Raw genomic sequence first — 15,224 nt, 5'->3', positions numbered from 1 at the left:
GCGAAGCTCTGGGTTGGGCGTGCAAGCTGAGGTATGAATTGGGTGTCAACATGTTCGGCGATTTGAACAAGTTCTTATAGGTAAGATGTCAGCGCAGCCCAAATCCCCACAGCCCGGCCCATTCCAGATTCTATTGCTTTTGGCGATGCTATCACTGTTGCCTCTGGTGGGCGCGTTGTTTGGTCACGGAAATCAGGTCGAGCAACTGCCGATCATCGCCCGACTGCTTGATCCCTCGGCCATGGCCGGGGATTTCTATACCGATCATGCCACCGCGTTTGGCCCGCGGATCTATTACGCAAAAGCGATGGCGGCATTGGTCAGCCTGATGCCTTTGCCCATCGTCGTACACAGCCTGATGTGTCTGTTCGCCTTTGTGCTAGGAGCGGTCACTTATCTAGGAGCGCGCAATCTGGTGGGGGCCAGCAGCACCGGAGCACTATTTGCCGCAGCTTTGGCGATCACGAATGGCAGCTTCTCACTGGGGCTGGCCGGCTTTTTGCGCTTTGACAGTTTTCAGCCCGCGAATGTCGCCATCGCGCTGGCGTTGGGTGGGATGGTTTTGCTGTTCACAGGACGGGTTTGGCTTTCAGTTGTCGCCTTTGTACCGGCCGCTCTGATGCATCCTTTGATCGGGACCGAGATTGCCATGATGGCTTTTCTGGCCGCCGTTATCGTGGGTCTGTTGACGCCTGAAACCCAGCCCCGTCTGCGCACCGTCGCACCCATTGTTGGTGCTGGGGTTTTGTTTGTTGTGCTGATGGTGGTGTTCTGGGCACTGCCCGGGGGTGGGCATGAGAGCGCAAAGCTGACGGATGCAGAGTTCTTTGACATCCTGATCAGCTTCCGCGCGCCGCATCACTATCTGGGTACTGAATTCTTTCGCCGCTCGTGGATCGAGGCCGGGCTGTTCGTCGCCCTGACAACTTGCATTTTCCTCTGGTTCGCCGCGCGCCGAGCCCTGCCGGGCAAGCAAAGCCTGATGTTGGCGCTCGTCTGTCTGATGGTGCTGGTCGGATGTGCGGCAAGCCTGTGGTTTACAGATGTCCAGCACAGCCGCCTCTGGGCCACGGCGCAAGTGTTTCGAATGCTCATGGTGGTGAAATGGGCCGGGTTTCTGTTGCTAGGCCGCCTGATCGGAGATCTTTATACCCGAGAACAAGCAACGGCGCTGATCTGCGCGCTGATCCTGCTGCTGGCCAGCGCGGACGCGCAGCCCTATGCGGTGACGCTGGTTTTGTTGGTTTGTCTTGCGGTCTGGATAGTGCGCAAGCTTTTGAAAACCCGCGCTGAGATCGTAATTTGGCTAGGGTTGGGCTTCAGCGTTCTGATCGCAGCGGCATTGGCCTGGCGTTATGGCGTGCCAATGCAAACATTGCGTGGTGTTGCGGCGTTTGCCCTTTTGGCGCTGGTTCTATTGCGACCTTTTAGGGGTAGTGTGATGCTGGCCGTGATCCTCAGCATTGGCCTGCCTCTTGCCCTCGCCATGGTGGCCAAATCATCAACAAGCGGGCCGTTGGCAAAAACGGCCTTTAGCTGGTCCGATCACCGCGATGCCGAAGCGGATATTGCCCGTCAGGCCCGCACAATCAGCCCCGAGGGCGCGATCTGGGTTGTGCCACCTGATCAGGAACGGTTCAGGCTGTTGGCCAATCGCGGCGTTCTGGTCAGCTTTACCGCAATCCCTTTTGACGACGCGGGGCTGATGAACTGGCGCAACCGGCTAGAGGCGCTCTATGGACCCTTTACCAAACGCGGCTTTGGTGCCTTGCGGGAAATGCGTAGGGCCCATCGGGAAAACACCGATTGGATACCGGCTGCCACTCAGTTGGGTGCAAGTTTCGCTGTTCTTTACGCAGATACGCCATGGGACGGGACGGTCCTATACGAAAACGACCAGTTCAAAGCAGTCGCTTTGGACGGGTCTTGAGCGTCAGGGCGCGGGATAAATCGTCACTACAGAATTGGCCGGCACCGATAACGTAGCTTGCGCCCCCTCAACAGTCAGCGGTGGGAGTTCGCCTGTCACCACGCCCGCGCCAGAATAGCTGACACCATAACGCCCGTTGGGCAGGCCGTTTACAGCTACCTCACCCGCACGCTGGCTGCGAATGACCACAACCGCTCCGGGGTAAAGCGCATAATCGGGGTTTACAAAGGCCAGGCCCAGGAAATCCCCGTTATCTGTGACAGCACCAATCCGTTCGGCCCCCCGGCGGACATAGCGGAAATACTGCGCCAAACTGCGCCCCTGATGCGAGAGTCCGATCTTGCCATCCTCCGGCGCACCATAGAACAATACGCTGCGCGCCACCTCGGATGATGCGGGCGGATGCCGCGCGATGATCGAATAAAGCTGCCAGGCGCTGGCTTGCGCAACTGTCATATCCTGGATCAGATCCGCTACCTTGCCATTGGTGTATTCCAGCATCTCCACCCGGATCCCCCGCCGCGCCGCCGCATTGCGGATATCGCCCATAACCGAAGCCCGACGCCCGGCATAGCGGTGATAGGTGATCGCACCCGTGCGCGGGGCCACGCCCGGAACACTGATCGCAGCCTCGAAATAACGCACCGCATTGCGCGCATTTACAACCGAGGGCAACAACAACTCGGGCGCCATTTGATGCTGGTTCAGACGATCAGACGCCGCTGCTCCGGCACGTCCGATATGAAAACCGCGCCAGCCATTCGTATTCTCTGGCTCCAACATGACCTCAAGCGCGTCTGGCACAATCCCATGAGTATTCTTCAGATGCAGCATCGCTTGCGTGACAAGCTCTGCGTATTCCTGCGGGTTACTGGCCAGGTTGAAATTGCTCTGCTCTTCGCCGCCCCATTTGAAATCCACCACGCAGAGGTTGATATAAAGCGTTTCTCCCCGTGCTTGCAGCCGTTCTTGCATCGGTTTGATGATGTTTTCGATCTGAAAGTCGAGATATGAGAAATGGAACCCATCTGCTCGCGCCTTAAAGGGATCGCCATTGTCGTTAACTTTATGATAAAAATGGCTTTTCACCTTCTCATAGCCAATTTCACCACGTTCAAACAAAGCCCAATAGTCAATCGGGTTTTCCATTCCGGACCGGATCTCGATCCGAACGCGGTTGATACCGGCTTGCTCGACCAGAGCGTCCATGATGCGGTCATGCAGCGCCTTGTCCTGATACCAGCTGCCATCAAACCGATCCGCGGCCTTGTCGTATTCCCATCCACGGGCCAGAACCTCCCAGCCGTTGATCGTCTGGAATTTCTGATCGGGGTAAAGCTGGATCGTGGCGTCCTGCGCCTGGGCCGCTTGTCCCGTAGCCGCAACACAGAAAACAAATAAACAAACGCGTTTGAAAAAACCGAACATGAATGCCCTCACATCACTGAGTCACCAAATACTCACCCACCTTAGACCGCACCCGCGTGTTCGAATAGTCGGAAACAATTGACGCTTGCGTGACATACTGGCCGCAAGCTGGGCACGTCCAATGACGATGCTGGCTTTGGACCAAGATTTCCGTTAGTCCAATGCAGGATAGTGTTTGCTATTTTGGTACCATGAACCGGTTTCGTTCCTCAGATCAGCCTCTGGCCCCTGCGATTTCGCGCAATGAATATCTGATCCTTGGGGGGATCCTGTTGGTTGGGCTGGCCTTGCGTCTGGCGCGGTTGGATGCCGCGCTTTGGTATGATGAGGTCAACACGCTGGTCGATTACGTCCGCCTGCCGCTGGCGCAATTGTTCACGCAATATGACAGCCTGAACAACCACGTCTTCTTCACACTACAAGGCAAAGCTTCAATCGGACTGTTCGGGGAAAGCGCCTGGGCCCTCAGGCTGCCCGCGGTTTTGTGGGGCGTAGCCAGCCTTTGGGCGCTTTGGCTGCTGGCACGCCGCGTTGTACCCGTGCCCGAGGCTTTGATGGCCACAGCATTGATGGCCGTGTCTTACCACCATGTCTGGTTCTCACAAAACGCGCGCGGCTATACCGGGCTTTTGTTTCTAGGGCTCATTGCTTTGGTGCTTGTGCTGGAAGGGATGCGCAGGCCCAGCTGGCGCATCTGGTTGGGCTTTGGCTTTGTCTTCGCCTGCGCCATGTATACCCACCTGTCGGCGGCGTTTTACTTTGCAGCGCTGGGGCTGACCTGGATTTTGGTCTTGGCGCTGATGCGGATGCGCGGGCAAGAGATCCCGCGCGGATCGATCCTGATGCCTTTGGTCGGTGCGCTTTTCGGTCTTGCCCTGACAGCCGCAATCTACCTGCCCATGATCGACTCGATGATCACCACATTCACTGCCGTACAATCCGGGCCCGAAGATGCCGTACGGGCCGAGTCCATCGCCCAATGGAAAAACCCGCTTTGGACTCTGGCCGAGATCGTGCGCGGGCTTGGCCCGATCCTTGGGCCCGCTTTACCGGTGGCTCTTGCGGTCATGAGCATTGCCATGGTCCGGCTGTACCGAACCGCGCCCGTCTTGCCGCTGGTGCTTGTCCTGCACATTGCGTTGACCATTGCTTTGCTGGTCGCTTTGTCGTTCCGGGTCTGGCCGAGGTATTTTCTGGGTGATCTTGGTTTGATCTGTCTGTTCCTTATCCATGGCGCCACCGGGCTGGGGGATTGGTTGGCCACCAGGCTGAGGCTTTCGATCGCCAATCCGGGACAGTGGCTGGCCCTGTTGGGAATAGTGTCGACGCTGGTTCTGTTGCCCAAGAACTATCTCTATCCCAAACAGGATTTCACCGGCGCGCGTGATTATGTCGAAACCCACCGCGCCGCAGATGCTCAGGTCATTGCCCTGGGCCTGACCGTGCCGCCATACCGGGATTATTTTGCGCCGCATTGGGCCGGGGCGGACAGTCTGGCCGAGTTTCAGTCGCTTCACGATCCCGAACAGGAAACCTGGATCGTGTATACCTTTCCATCTGTAACCCGACGGAGGCACGCAGATATCCTGAGCACCATTGAGGAGAGTTTCTCCGAAGCCGACTATTTCCACGGCACCTTGGCGGGCGGCGGTATCGTCGTGTTGAAATCAAATGCCCCCGAGTGATCAACCGACGAGTTGGCTGGGCAAGTTCTTCTCGCAATCGGGCCCCAAATTTCTGCGCGATCTGTTGTCGTTGGCCGGAGGGCAGGCGCTGAGCATGGTCGTCGGGTTCATCACCTTCGCCTATCTCGCACGGCAGCTGAGCCCCGAAGATTACGGAACGATCGAGCTGGCTATTTCGATTGCTGCCTTTGCGGCCATCGTCATCGAATGCGGTGTCGGGCCTATCGGGGTCAAGGCACTGGCTGTAAAGCCCGCAGACGCCGGCGTTCTGGCCAGCCAGATCCCGGTTGCGCGGTTTATCATGGCCCTGTTCGTCATTCCCGCGGCCTTTTTGCTGTCACTGCTTGCCAATCTGACACCAACGGGCCAGACGCTCTTGTGGATCTATATCGCCAGCCTGATTTTTGCGCCCTTGAAACAGGAATGGCTGTTTCAGGGGCTCGAACATATGAATCTGGCGGCTCTGGCGCGCCCGATCCGTTCGCTTGGCTTTGCCGCAGGCGTGTTTCTGTTGGTGCATCCGGGCACCTCGATTGCAACAGTGGGCTGGATCGAATGCGCCACGTTGCTGCTGGTTTCGGTCTATTACATTGCCGGTCAGTATTATCTGGGCCTGCCGTTTCGAACCGGTTGGCCGATCCGCGAGTCGCTGACTTTCCTCAAAACCGGAGCGGCGGTTGGTCTGTCGAACATGCTTTGGGCCTTCATGCTTTATGCGCCGATGATGCTGCTGTCGGTTCTGGCCGAGCCCGAACAATCGGCCTGGCTTGGTGCGGCTCAGCGGTTGGTGATCTCGCTGCTGGTGCTCAGCTTTATCTATCACTTCAACCTATACCCGGCGATCACCCGCAGCCTGCACAATGACCTTGCCGGATGGGAACGGATGATGCAGTCCTCAATCCATGTGATAGCCTGGGGAGGTATTTTTGTAGCACTCAGCCTGACGCTGTTTGCCACGCCGATCATGACTCTTGTGTTTGGCGAGGCCTTCGCCACGGCCGCCCCCGTCTTGATCTGCCTGTCCTGGGTGTTTCCCTTGCGGTTGCTTAGCGGCCATGCGCGGTGGTCCCTGATTGCCAAGAGCAAACAAAGGCTTCTGCTGCGCGCCGAGATCGTAGGCGCACTGGCCCTGATCACCGTAGCCCTAATAAGCATTCCTCATCTGGGCGCAGTCGGTGCCGCCCTAAGCTTTTTCGCCGCAGTTTTCGCCAGCGCTTGTATTACGCAGTTTGCTGTGAACCGTCAGATCGGAGCGATGTCCCTGATCCGTCCGAGCGTAATACCGGGCCTTGCGGCGCTGGCGGCGCTGACTGTGTGGTTCGCGCTTGGTACGGGGGTTCAGGCCGGATTTGCCGGTTTGGTGGTATTTGTTCTGTGCGGATTGGTACGTAGAAAATCCCTGTTTTCCGACCTCGTGCGCGTTGCTTATGCCAAGCCACCCGAGCGCGCCTCAGACTAAGTTCAAAGCACATATGCCGCAGGGTCGCGGCATAGACTCAACGCGGATTGGGCATATACTAACCCGAGCGCCGAGCTGCGTTTATCAGGACCTATTATGAGCAACCGCAAGTCTTTTCGTTCTTTTTTGTTTTGGCTGCATACATGGTTTGGTCTGAATATCGTTCTGTATCTGACACTCATTTTCCTCTCGGGCACCGTTCTGGTTCTGGCACCTGAAATCGAAGCGTTGGTTGATAGTACACGCCGCGCGGATGCGCCGCGCGCACCACTGCCCGTAGCTGCAATTTATGACAATATCCGAACCGAGTGGCCGCAAGCCAGAATCGAGAGGATTGAGCGTGAGGCTTCGGGCTTCGTAGCGGATAACACCACAATTCTGACCCCTTGGGGAGAAAAGGCGCTGGTGTGGACCAACCCGCAAACCGGTGAAATTCAAGGCATTACGGGTAAGCTTGACTTCAAAGAAATCCTCCGATCGTTCCACGACAGCCTATTGACTCGGCACGTGGTCGGAACTCTTGTTGTGACATTGGCCGCACCGATAATGATCATTCTGATTATCACCGGTCTAATAAGCTACCGCAGGTTTTGGCGCGGCTTTTTCCGCTGGCCGAAACGGGAGATGAATGCGCGATCCTATTGGGGAGGTATGCATCGACTAACAGCGCTGTGGTCACTTCCTTTTCTTGTCGTCGTGGCGCTGACCAGTTTGTACTATTTTGCTGGGGTGCTCAGCTTGACACCATATCATTATCCTGCAGCTGAAACGATCGAAAAGCGCCAGCAACCACTGCCTTCAAGCTTTGATGGGGCTGATGTGCTACGAGCCGTCAGCGTAGCGCAGGATGAGATCCCAACCTTGGAACCTGAGCTGGTGATCTTACCGTCATTCCCAGGGCAAAGCATCGTTGTGCAAGGTCAGGCTGACGCGTGGTTGGTACGCGGGCGGGCCAACAAGGTGACATTGGATCCATCGAATACGGCAGTACTCGGTGCGTTCACAGCGCAAGAGCTGGGCCCCATGACCCGCCTGCGAGAAGCAGCAGATAGCCTGCATTTCGGCATATGGGGCGGTATGGCAACGCGCATCTTGTGGTTTGCTTTTGGTGTGATGCTGACCGGGCTGGCCATCTTCGGAATGCTTGTCTATGCGCGGCGGATCACAACTGCGCTGGATGGTCCCACCCCCAATGCACCGACGCTTGTGTGGCACGGCATGGTCCGCCTGAAATGGTTGTTGCTCTTGGGCATCGTTCTGGGACTGGGAGCCGGTATCTATGGGTTTGCCTTCAAACCAGATCGCTGGGCGCGCGTCCCCGCCTATGATGCACCCCTGCAACTGGATGGATCGGCCCGACTGTTCGCCAAAGGCAAACTGCGCGCGGGTGAACCGCTGGATCTGCGGTTGCGATTGGCCGATTATGAAGGGGCTGAGGCACAAATTCTGCTGAACGGTCAAGCTGCGAAGACAGTGCAGCTTGAATCCGTTCCCGACTGGCAGCAGGCCCGGTTCCAGATGATCGCAGGAGACAGCGACAATCTGGTCACGGTACGACTACCTGATGGCACTAGCTTAACCTGGAACCTTGGGCGTCCGGTCTTTTGACCGGACACTTTACTTGATCGCCAGGAAGCCTTCGAAACAGATATATTTCTGAATGCTCATGATGTCCTTGAACCCGGCGCGGCCCAACAGGTCCAGATTGCCTTGGGTGGAAAACGGCTCCATCACGCCTTTCAACGAGCGCGACTTTTCAATGATCTCTTCCGGTGAGAACCCGTTCTTGAGCTTGAAGTCGTTGTAAAGCTGCGTGACGATGTCCTGAAACCGCGCATCCGGTCCACGCACTTTTTCGAACATGATGAAGGCGCCGCCCCAATTGAGCGTTTCATAGATCTTGTCAAAGACCGCTTGCCGGTCGCGCGGTGAGATGAACTGCATCGTATAATAGCTGACAATCAGATCCGCCTTTTCCAGCTCCATCAAACGGATGTCTTCGTTCAGGATCTCGATCTGGGGGATATCGGCGCAGTGTTTGCGCGCGGCTGCAATCATCGCCTCTTCGACGTCCAGACCGATCCAGCGCAGATCAGGCTTATGGCTGTTATGTTCGGCCAGTTTGCGCAGCAATTCTCCGGTCGAGGTGCCGATCTCATAGGCGACACCCTGCTTTTTCACGAAATAATCAGATAGCTGACAGACCAGATCATGGCCGCTTTCATATAGCGGGACCGAAACCTTGATGTGGTCCACAAACGTGTCGGGCACGTCGTTGCCAAATGTCCAATCTGCATTGCCCGCAGTTATATTCTGTCCAACGCTCATAACATGTCTCCTCTAAACAATACCCTCGGCGCTTTGCTTCATATCCTTGTGCTCCGGTGATGCGTTCAGTTGCTGAACCACCGCATCCAGGCCGTCTTGCAGCCAATCTGCCTGCACTTGATCCATGATCCGAACCCGCGCGCTCAGATCATTATCCGTGAACAGTTGTTCGACCTTACCGCCCTGACCTGGGTAGTAATCGATCCCGAAAGTGGGGATCTGTTGCGACAGGCAGAAGATACAACCATGGAAGCGCATTGCGATGGCCGCGTCCAGTCGGCGGAGCAGATACAGCACTCCATCCACGTCCGGGTCAGCTTCAAGCACCCGGAAATCAATCTGATCTTCTACGATCTGATGCAGGATAAAGGCCGATTCCAGATCCGATGCGCCCAGCTGGATCGGGTTCATCGGGAAAAACACAAACGTCACCGGCTGGGTGCTGGTTTGCGCCAGTTGGATCATCGCCTTGCTGCATTCCTCATAGCACCGCTTTTCGGCCTCGCGTGAAAATGCCTCACCACGGTCAGACCAATCATGCCGAATGGGCCGTATATTGACGCCGATTAGCGTCCGCCCTTTGGTGCCGTCCAGCAGCTGATCCACCGATTGCTGTTCGGGCGCCGTCAGCTTGCCCAGGTCAGCAGGTCGGCTGTTGAGATAATCAAAGGCCGGATCATGGCCGATCTTGACGTCGATCCCCTTAAGCTCGGGCGCTTTTGCGGCCTTGCTGGTGCGTACTGTGAACACAGCCGCATGCATGGCAATCTGCCGCGCAATCCAGCGAGAGAGTTTGCGTTTGAACGGTCCAACGCCCACATTGCGCACCACAAATGGAACCTGATGGATTGCTGCAAGGCGAGCAGCTTTCAGATGCATCACCAACATGCGCGGCAGATCCATCAGCGGGCCACCGGCAAAGACAAGCCCATCGCTGGCCGCGATTTCCTTGCCAATTTCACGATGCCCATAGGGCACTACGGTCACCTCAACCGGAGTATCCAGCGCTGAGGCCAAGCGCCGCGTGTGTTCGGGGCGTTTGCTCATGATCGTAGCGTGGACAGTGCCGTAGTCATGATGCAGGCCCAGCAAAACGCCGCCCAGAATGGCCGCATCTCCGACATGTTCGCCCCCATAGGCTCCAATCAGAACCACCGATGGCATGGTCTTTCGCTCGGGTACCGGGCCGGGGCCCAGCGTCAAAAACGCCATTGTGCCATGGCACAACAAAGCCATTGCATCCGACAGCATCGAAGACGGGTTCGCCTCTCCTGGAGGGGCTGATTTCAGGAAGAAATGTTTGAAGTCGTGGACAAATTCCTCTTCCCGCGCGTTCAACCCTTCCGAAGGCATCAAGGACGGCTTCAGCCCTTTGTCGACCAACAGCCGCCAGATGCCTTCGATGTGGAACACCGTCTCAGGCGTGACAGGCAGCTTAACGGTCCGGCCGGGCTCGGCCTGATCAAACAGCTGGCCCAGAACGGTTGTGTCACCGCCAAGATAGTCATGTGCACCGCGCATCTGCTCGGGCGTCAGGATGATCTCTGTCATGCGCCCTCCTTTTGCAATCGTGCGGTTACGATGACTTCGAAATCCTCATCTCGGTGGTCCAGTTGAGCGGGCAAAAGTTCCTCAGCGGCCAGGCCCTGAAGGAAGGCACATGCGGTCATTACATTTCCATAACTGTGAATGGTGATCCCGTCTTCGGCCCAGAATTCTAGGGCCATTGCGTTTAGGGATTGAGCGGTGAAGTGCCAGTATTCGCCCCAATCGTCGCGACCAAGGCGGCGTCCGATCTTGGCGATTCCTGCTGATGTTATCAAAGCCACGCCACCCGGTTTCAGAATCCGGTACAGAGTCTGAAATGCGGCGCGCGGCTCATAGATCATCTGAATGGTTTGCGTGAAGATGATGCAGTCAAAACTGTTGTCGGGAATATGCGGCGCGTTGGTCAGATCGCCCACAATGGTGGCCTGCGGGTTGCCTTCGACATAATGCAACACATCCGCTTGCGAGACATTCTGGCCATATTTCTCGATATAGGCCGGGTCACCCAGCTCCAGGCAGCGGCCCGTGATGTCGGCGCGGTTCTGGCGCAGAAACGCCTCGATGTAATAGCGGTCAATGGCTTGACCGCGATCAAAGCCAAAGATGTTGGACACCGGGGCCAGCCGATCGAAATCACCAAAATCGATGGATCCCGCGCGCGGCCATTGCAGGCGGTGCTTCTGACGCTGAACGGTGATCCAGCGGCGCGTGCTTTCTGGCAGCACTTTGCGGGCGATGGATTGCAAAGCGCTCATGTTGTCCGCTCCCAGGGTTTGGAACTCAGGTCTCGCACTGCGCGCAACCCACGCCGCAACCCCAGATAACTGCGCCCGCGTCCACGCAGATGCGCGCGCAGGCGGTTGGGGTCGCGGTAATAGAACATCTCAAGCCGGGGCAGATCATGCAGGTCGCCGGATGCTGCCGCACAACCCAGTCGCGTGCCGACCGAGGTATCATAATGCTGCGCGATCCGGGCTCGCACGCGCGCCTGTGCCCGCCCGTAAGGAGGGGCGAAATGGCGGATTTGGCGGCCAAGCTTGTCTTCAAGCGTCGCTTTGGATTGAACCAGCTCTTGTTCCAGCTGTGCCTCATCCAACCCATCCAGATCGGGATGCGCCACCGTATGGCTGCCAAACTGCACGCCGTCACTGGCCAGATCACGCACCGTGTCCCAGTTCATCAATGGGCGGGGTGGCGTATTGGAGCCGCGCCAGTTCTCGGCACCGCCCATACATCCGGTCGGCAGATAAACAATGGCAGGAACGCCGAGCTTGGCCATGGTTGGCCAGGCGGTTTTGGCGAAATCTTCGAACCCGTCATCGAAAGTCACAATGCAAGACCGCGCAGGCAGCTTTGCATGATCCGCCAGATCATCCAGCGTGATCAGCGCAACGCCGGAATCGGCCACAACCTGCATCTGCGCCGCAAAGATATCCGGCGCAATCGACGTCGGCCCGCCTGCGTCGGAAATCGAATGATACATCAGAATATCGATCACCGGGTTTGCCAAGCGTCTAATCCTCCACCACGTGATGCGAGAATTTTTCGCGGTATTGCGTCCACTTCGCCTGATCAAAGGACCCATCGGCCCCCAGACAATCGGCGATGCCAAAGGACATGGCAAAGGCGTGGTGCGTATTGTCATGGGCAAAAAGGCCCTGACGGCCAAAATTGACCAACCCATCCAGCGATTCCAGCCAGTCATCGACCACCGCGAAGTGATCGGCATAGTCCACATCATAGACCGGATAAGCATGCGACAAACGCCGCGTGATCACTTTGCGCACTGGCACATTCACCGGAAGATCGACGCTGCCCAGCCATTGCTGGAAATGCGCGCCCAGCTCATCATCAGACATCTCCCACCAGGGATCGGTTGGGTCGCAGGGCAGCTCGGCGCACAAAACGGTCAGGCCTTCGGGGGCGGTCACGTTGTTGTAGTTCTTGGTCTCTGACATCCGACTGATCGGGATCGAGATCTCGGGGAAATAATGTGCGTCATATTCCGTGAACTGGCCGGTTTCGAGCACCATGTAGATTAGGATCATGCTGCGGAACCGGATCGCCTCGGCGGCCGCGACGATCTCGGGCGGTGGCGCCGGATGCATGGCTTTCAGAAGCGCGGTCAGCGGAATGGTTGACAGTACCTGGCTGCTTTCATGCCGCGTCTCAACCCCGGCCTTGTCTTTGGTGATCACAGCGGTGACGGTGTTGCCGTCACGCTCGACCCGTTCGATGCCTTCCTCCAGACGGATTTCAGCCCCGTTTTGGCGCGCGCTTTCTACCATCGACTCGCAGATCTGGCCAAACCCTTTGCGGGGGTAGAAAAACCGCCCCGTGGTCTCGCCGCGCAACCCGGGCAGCATACGCACCATCTTCATTACGATCTTTGACACGGATGAACCCGACACGCGTCGTTCAGCCAATTTGACCGCCAGCGCACTGGGATCGAGCCCCCACAGCTTGCGCACATAAGGGAAGTAGAAATTTTCCGAGATCGTAGGTCCCAGACCTTTCAGCAATACGCTGGAAAAGGTCGCCGGACCCTCGGGCGCGCGGCGCAGCGGGCCGGTGACCATGTCGCGGACCAAGGATGTGGCGAAAGGCAGGGGGAGTGATTTCAACGCATTCCCCAGTTTGAGCGGAAAGTGAATCCAACGTCCCCCCAACCGGATCCGGCCATGGCGCGGGCGCAGCAAAAGGTCATCGCCCAAGAGCGATTTGACCTCATTCATCACATGGGGGTCCGCCGCCGGGTGAAACCGGTGCGAGCCATAGTCGGTGATAATGCCTTCGATCTTAAAAGATCCGGCATTGCCGCCCAGCTTCGGCGCGCGGTCGATCAAGGCGATCTCGGCCTCGGTGTCGCGCGCCAGCAGATGTGCCGTCGCAAGCCCTGCGGGGCCGCCGCCCAGAATGGTGTATTTGGGTTTTTGTTCCACCGGTTTATTCACTGCTGATAATATCCTCTTTGCGACCAAAGCTCAGGCCCTGGCCGGTCGAAACCAATATCATTGCGCCCAAGGCGCCGGCGGCAAACAACACCGCTTGCCAGATCAGGCCCGCGGCCACCACCGCAGGTGCATGGGCCCCGAAGGGCAAAAGAAAGCCGGCCAGCGTGGCCTCACGCAGGCCCAGACCGTTCAGTGACACCGGCAGAACGGCCACCAGTTTCGCCAAAGGCCAGGCAAACAGCCAGGGCCAGAAGGCCACACCAGCGCCAGCGGCAACAGCCAGCCACCAGGCGATCGAGACCAAAACGATCTGCACGACGCTTGAGGCGAGAAACACGCTGACCAGCAGGGCTGGACGTGCCGCCAACAGGCGGAAACTGTCGGCCAGCCGTTCGCCAAAGCCGCGCCCGGGCAAAGCGGGGATCACCCTCCAGATCATCGGCAAGAGCCGGGGCAGGGCCAGAAACCCGGCGATCACCAGAGCAAGCACAACCAGCGTTTGCAAGATGATGGCCAAGCCGGTCTCATGCCCGCGCGCCAGCAACAGTCCAAGTGCCGACAGCATCAGCAAGGCGACCATGTCGATCACCCGGTCGATCATCGCCACAGCTACAACCCGAGGCCCATCGCGCAGCTGCGCCTGTGCCATCGCAGCACGCACGGCGTCGCCACCAACGGCGCCCGGCAAGCACAGATTTGCGGCCAGCCCGGCAAAATGCGCGCGAAAAGTGGTACCGATGGGCATATCCGGGCCAAGAAGCATCCGCCATTTCAAAGCCGCCCCCAGATGAGCCAGGACGAAGATCGCCAGAACCGCCGCAAAGACCCACAAAGGTGTGGCCTGAAACCCGGCCCTGATCGCATCCCAGGGCAACAGCCAAAACAGCACCGCCAGCAACAGGCCGGAACCTGCGGCACGGATCAACCATTTGCGGCTGAAACGAGGGCTATGCGGGGCTTGCGTCACGTCACGGCCTCAGATGCAGGCGCGAGATCATGTCGGCGATCAACCCAAGCGACCAGATCATTATCGCGGCCAGGAAGGCAAAGATCGCACTCTCCGACAGGTTGCCGACAAAGATGTCATAGATCAGCTTGATCAGACCCAGCCCCATGAACACCAGCCCCAGCGGGATGAACACACGCAATGGGTTGAACAGGGTTGAGATGCGCAGAATCAGAATGATGAAATTGATGAAATCAATCGGTTTGATCTTCGATTTGCCAACCCTCTTGCCGTATTCGATGGGCGTATAGACCATGCGCTTGCCGTTTGACGTCATGCAAAGGGTGATCGTTGTGGTAAACGAAAAGTTCTGCGGCAGCAGTGGCAGGAAAGGGATCAGTTCGGACCGTCGGAACACGCGCAGGCCCGAGTTCAGATCATTGATCTTGCGCTCGGCCAGGAATGAAGCGAAGGCAAAGAGGAATTTCTTGGCCGGGCGCCGCAACAGCGGGACGTTTTTCATCGCCGCACCGCGATCTCCGACCACCATATCCTGATGGCGGCACATCTCCAGCATCTCGGGCAGATACCGCGCGGGATAGGTGCCATCGGCATCCAGAATGGCGACATACTCGTATTTCGACCGGCGCACACCGCGCTTCAGCGAGGCCCCGTAGCCAGAATTGACCTGATTGCATTCGACAATCGCGCCGCTGGCCTCGGCTTCGGCGCGGGTATTGTCTTCGGACCCATCATCCACAACGATGATCTCATAGTCGATCCCCAAGGGGGCCAGATGTTCGCGCACATCTTCCACCGTCGCGCGGACGGCATTTTCCTCATTATAGGCGGGGATCACAACGCTGAGCGTTTGCGGTGCGGCGTCCTGTCCTTCTACCTCGGTCGGGGTGGTCTGTGTGGTCATGTTCGGAACTGCTCCTGCCAT

The 15,224-nt window shown here is 57.7% G+C and carries 12 protein-coding genes; 4 read left to right on the top strand and 8 right to left on the bottom strand.

The annotated features are described in order from the left end of the window. Positions 1 to 85: 85 nt before the first annotated feature. Positions 86 to 1,930 (top strand): DUF6798 domain-containing protein, encoded by a 1,845-nt coding sequence (locus tag GOW40_RS17535; RefSeq protein ID WP_171133173.1) that lies wholly within the window; start codon positions 86 to 88, stop codon positions 1,928 to 1,930. A 3-nt stretch (positions 1,931 to 1,933) separates the two neighbouring features. Here the strand turns inward: GOW40_RS17535 and GOW40_RS17530 are convergent, their stop codons facing one another. After that, positions 1,934 to 3,358 (bottom strand): hypothetical protein, encoded by a 1,425-nt coding sequence (locus GOW40_RS17530; protein ID WP_171133174.1) that lies wholly within the window; start codon positions 3,356 to 3,358, stop codon positions 1,934 to 1,936. Between the two features lie 161 nt (positions 3,359 to 3,519). Here GOW40_RS17530 and GOW40_RS17525 point away from each other — a divergent pair, with 161 nt between their 5' ends. The 3 genes from GOW40_RS17525 (at position 3,520) to GOW40_RS17515 (ending at position 8,110) form a co-directional block, all read left to right on the top strand. Further along, positions 3,520 to 5,043 (top strand): glycosyltransferase family 39 protein, encoded by a 1,524-nt coding sequence (locus GOW40_RS17525; protein WP_171231109.1) that lies wholly within the window; start codon positions 3,520 to 3,522, stop codon positions 5,041 to 5,043. Next, the gene (locus GOW40_RS17520; RefSeq protein ID WP_171133176.1) at positions 5,030 to 6,502 is read left to right on the top strand and encodes an oligosaccharide flippase family protein; all 1,473 of its coding nucleotides are present in this window, start codon (positions 5,030 to 5,032) and stop codon (positions 6,500 to 6,502) included. The genes GOW40_RS17525 and GOW40_RS17520 overlap by 14 nt, the downstream gene beginning before the upstream one ends. Before the next feature lie 96 nt (positions 6,503 to 6,598). Beyond that, a complete protein-coding gene (locus GOW40_RS17515; RefSeq protein WP_171133177.1) occupies positions 6,599 to 8,110 on the top strand; it encodes a PepSY domain-containing protein in 1,512 nt (503 codons plus the stop codon). 9 nt (positions 8,111 to 8,119) lie between these two features. Here GOW40_RS17515 and GOW40_RS17510 read toward each other — a convergent pair whose 3' ends face one another. Genes GOW40_RS17510 through GOW40_RS17480 form a run of 7 tightly spaced genes read right to left on the bottom strand, consistent with a single transcriptional unit; the run spans position 8,120 to position 15,203 of the window. Beyond that, on the bottom strand, positions 8,120 to 8,830 hold the full coding sequence (locus GOW40_RS17510) for a methyltransferase domain-containing protein (RefSeq protein ID WP_171102170.1): 711 nt from the start codon (positions 8,828 to 8,830) through the stop codon (positions 8,120 to 8,122). Between the two features lie 12 nt (positions 8,831 to 8,842). Further along, entirely contained in the window at positions 8,843 to 10,381 is a 1,539-nt protein-coding gene (locus tag GOW40_RS17505) for a polysaccharide pyruvyl transferase family protein (protein ID WP_171133178.1), read from the bottom strand. Further along, positions 10,378 to 11,133, bottom strand: a complete 756-nt coding sequence (locus tag GOW40_RS17500; protein ID WP_171136741.1) for a methyltransferase domain-containing protein — start codon at positions 11,131 to 11,133, stop codon at positions 10,378 to 10,380. The genes GOW40_RS17505 and GOW40_RS17500 overlap by 4 nt, the downstream gene beginning before the upstream one ends. Beyond that, positions 11,130 to 11,888, bottom strand: coding sequence for a polysaccharide deacetylase family protein (locus GOW40_RS17495; RefSeq protein WP_171133180.1), 759 nt, complete (start codon positions 11,886 to 11,888; stop codon positions 11,130 to 11,132). The genes GOW40_RS17500 and GOW40_RS17495 overlap by 4 nt, the downstream gene beginning before the upstream one ends. 4 nt (positions 11,889 to 11,892) lie before the next feature. After that, positions 11,893 to 13,320 (bottom strand): FAD-dependent oxidoreductase, encoded by a 1,428-nt coding sequence (locus tag GOW40_RS17490; protein ID WP_171231108.1) that lies wholly within the window; start codon positions 13,318 to 13,320, stop codon positions 11,893 to 11,895. A 4-nt stretch (positions 13,321 to 13,324) separates the two neighbouring features. Next, complete coding sequence (locus GOW40_RS17485; protein WP_171133182.1) at positions 13,325 to 14,299, bottom strand: lysylphosphatidylglycerol synthase transmembrane domain-containing protein; 975 nt, start codon at positions 14,297 to 14,299, stop codon at positions 13,325 to 13,327. A 1-nt stretch (position 14,300) separates the two neighbouring features. Then, positions 14,301 to 15,203 carry a glycosyltransferase family 2 protein gene (locus tag GOW40_RS17480; protein WP_171133183.1) on the bottom strand — a complete coding sequence of 301 codons (903 nt, stop codon included), beginning with the start codon at positions 15,201 to 15,203 and terminating at the stop codon, positions 14,301 to 14,303. Positions 15,204 to 15,224 lie beyond the last annotated feature (21 nt).

The sequence above is a fragment of the Ruegeria sp. HKCCA6707 genome (assembly GCF_013033515.1).
In the GTDB taxonomy this organism is placed as follows: domain Bacteria; phylum Pseudomonadota; class Alphaproteobacteria; order Rhodobacterales; family Rhodobacteraceae; genus Ruegeria.
The sequence above is the reverse complement of the archived record's forward strand: the minus strand, read 5'-3'. Positions and strand labels throughout refer to the sequence as shown.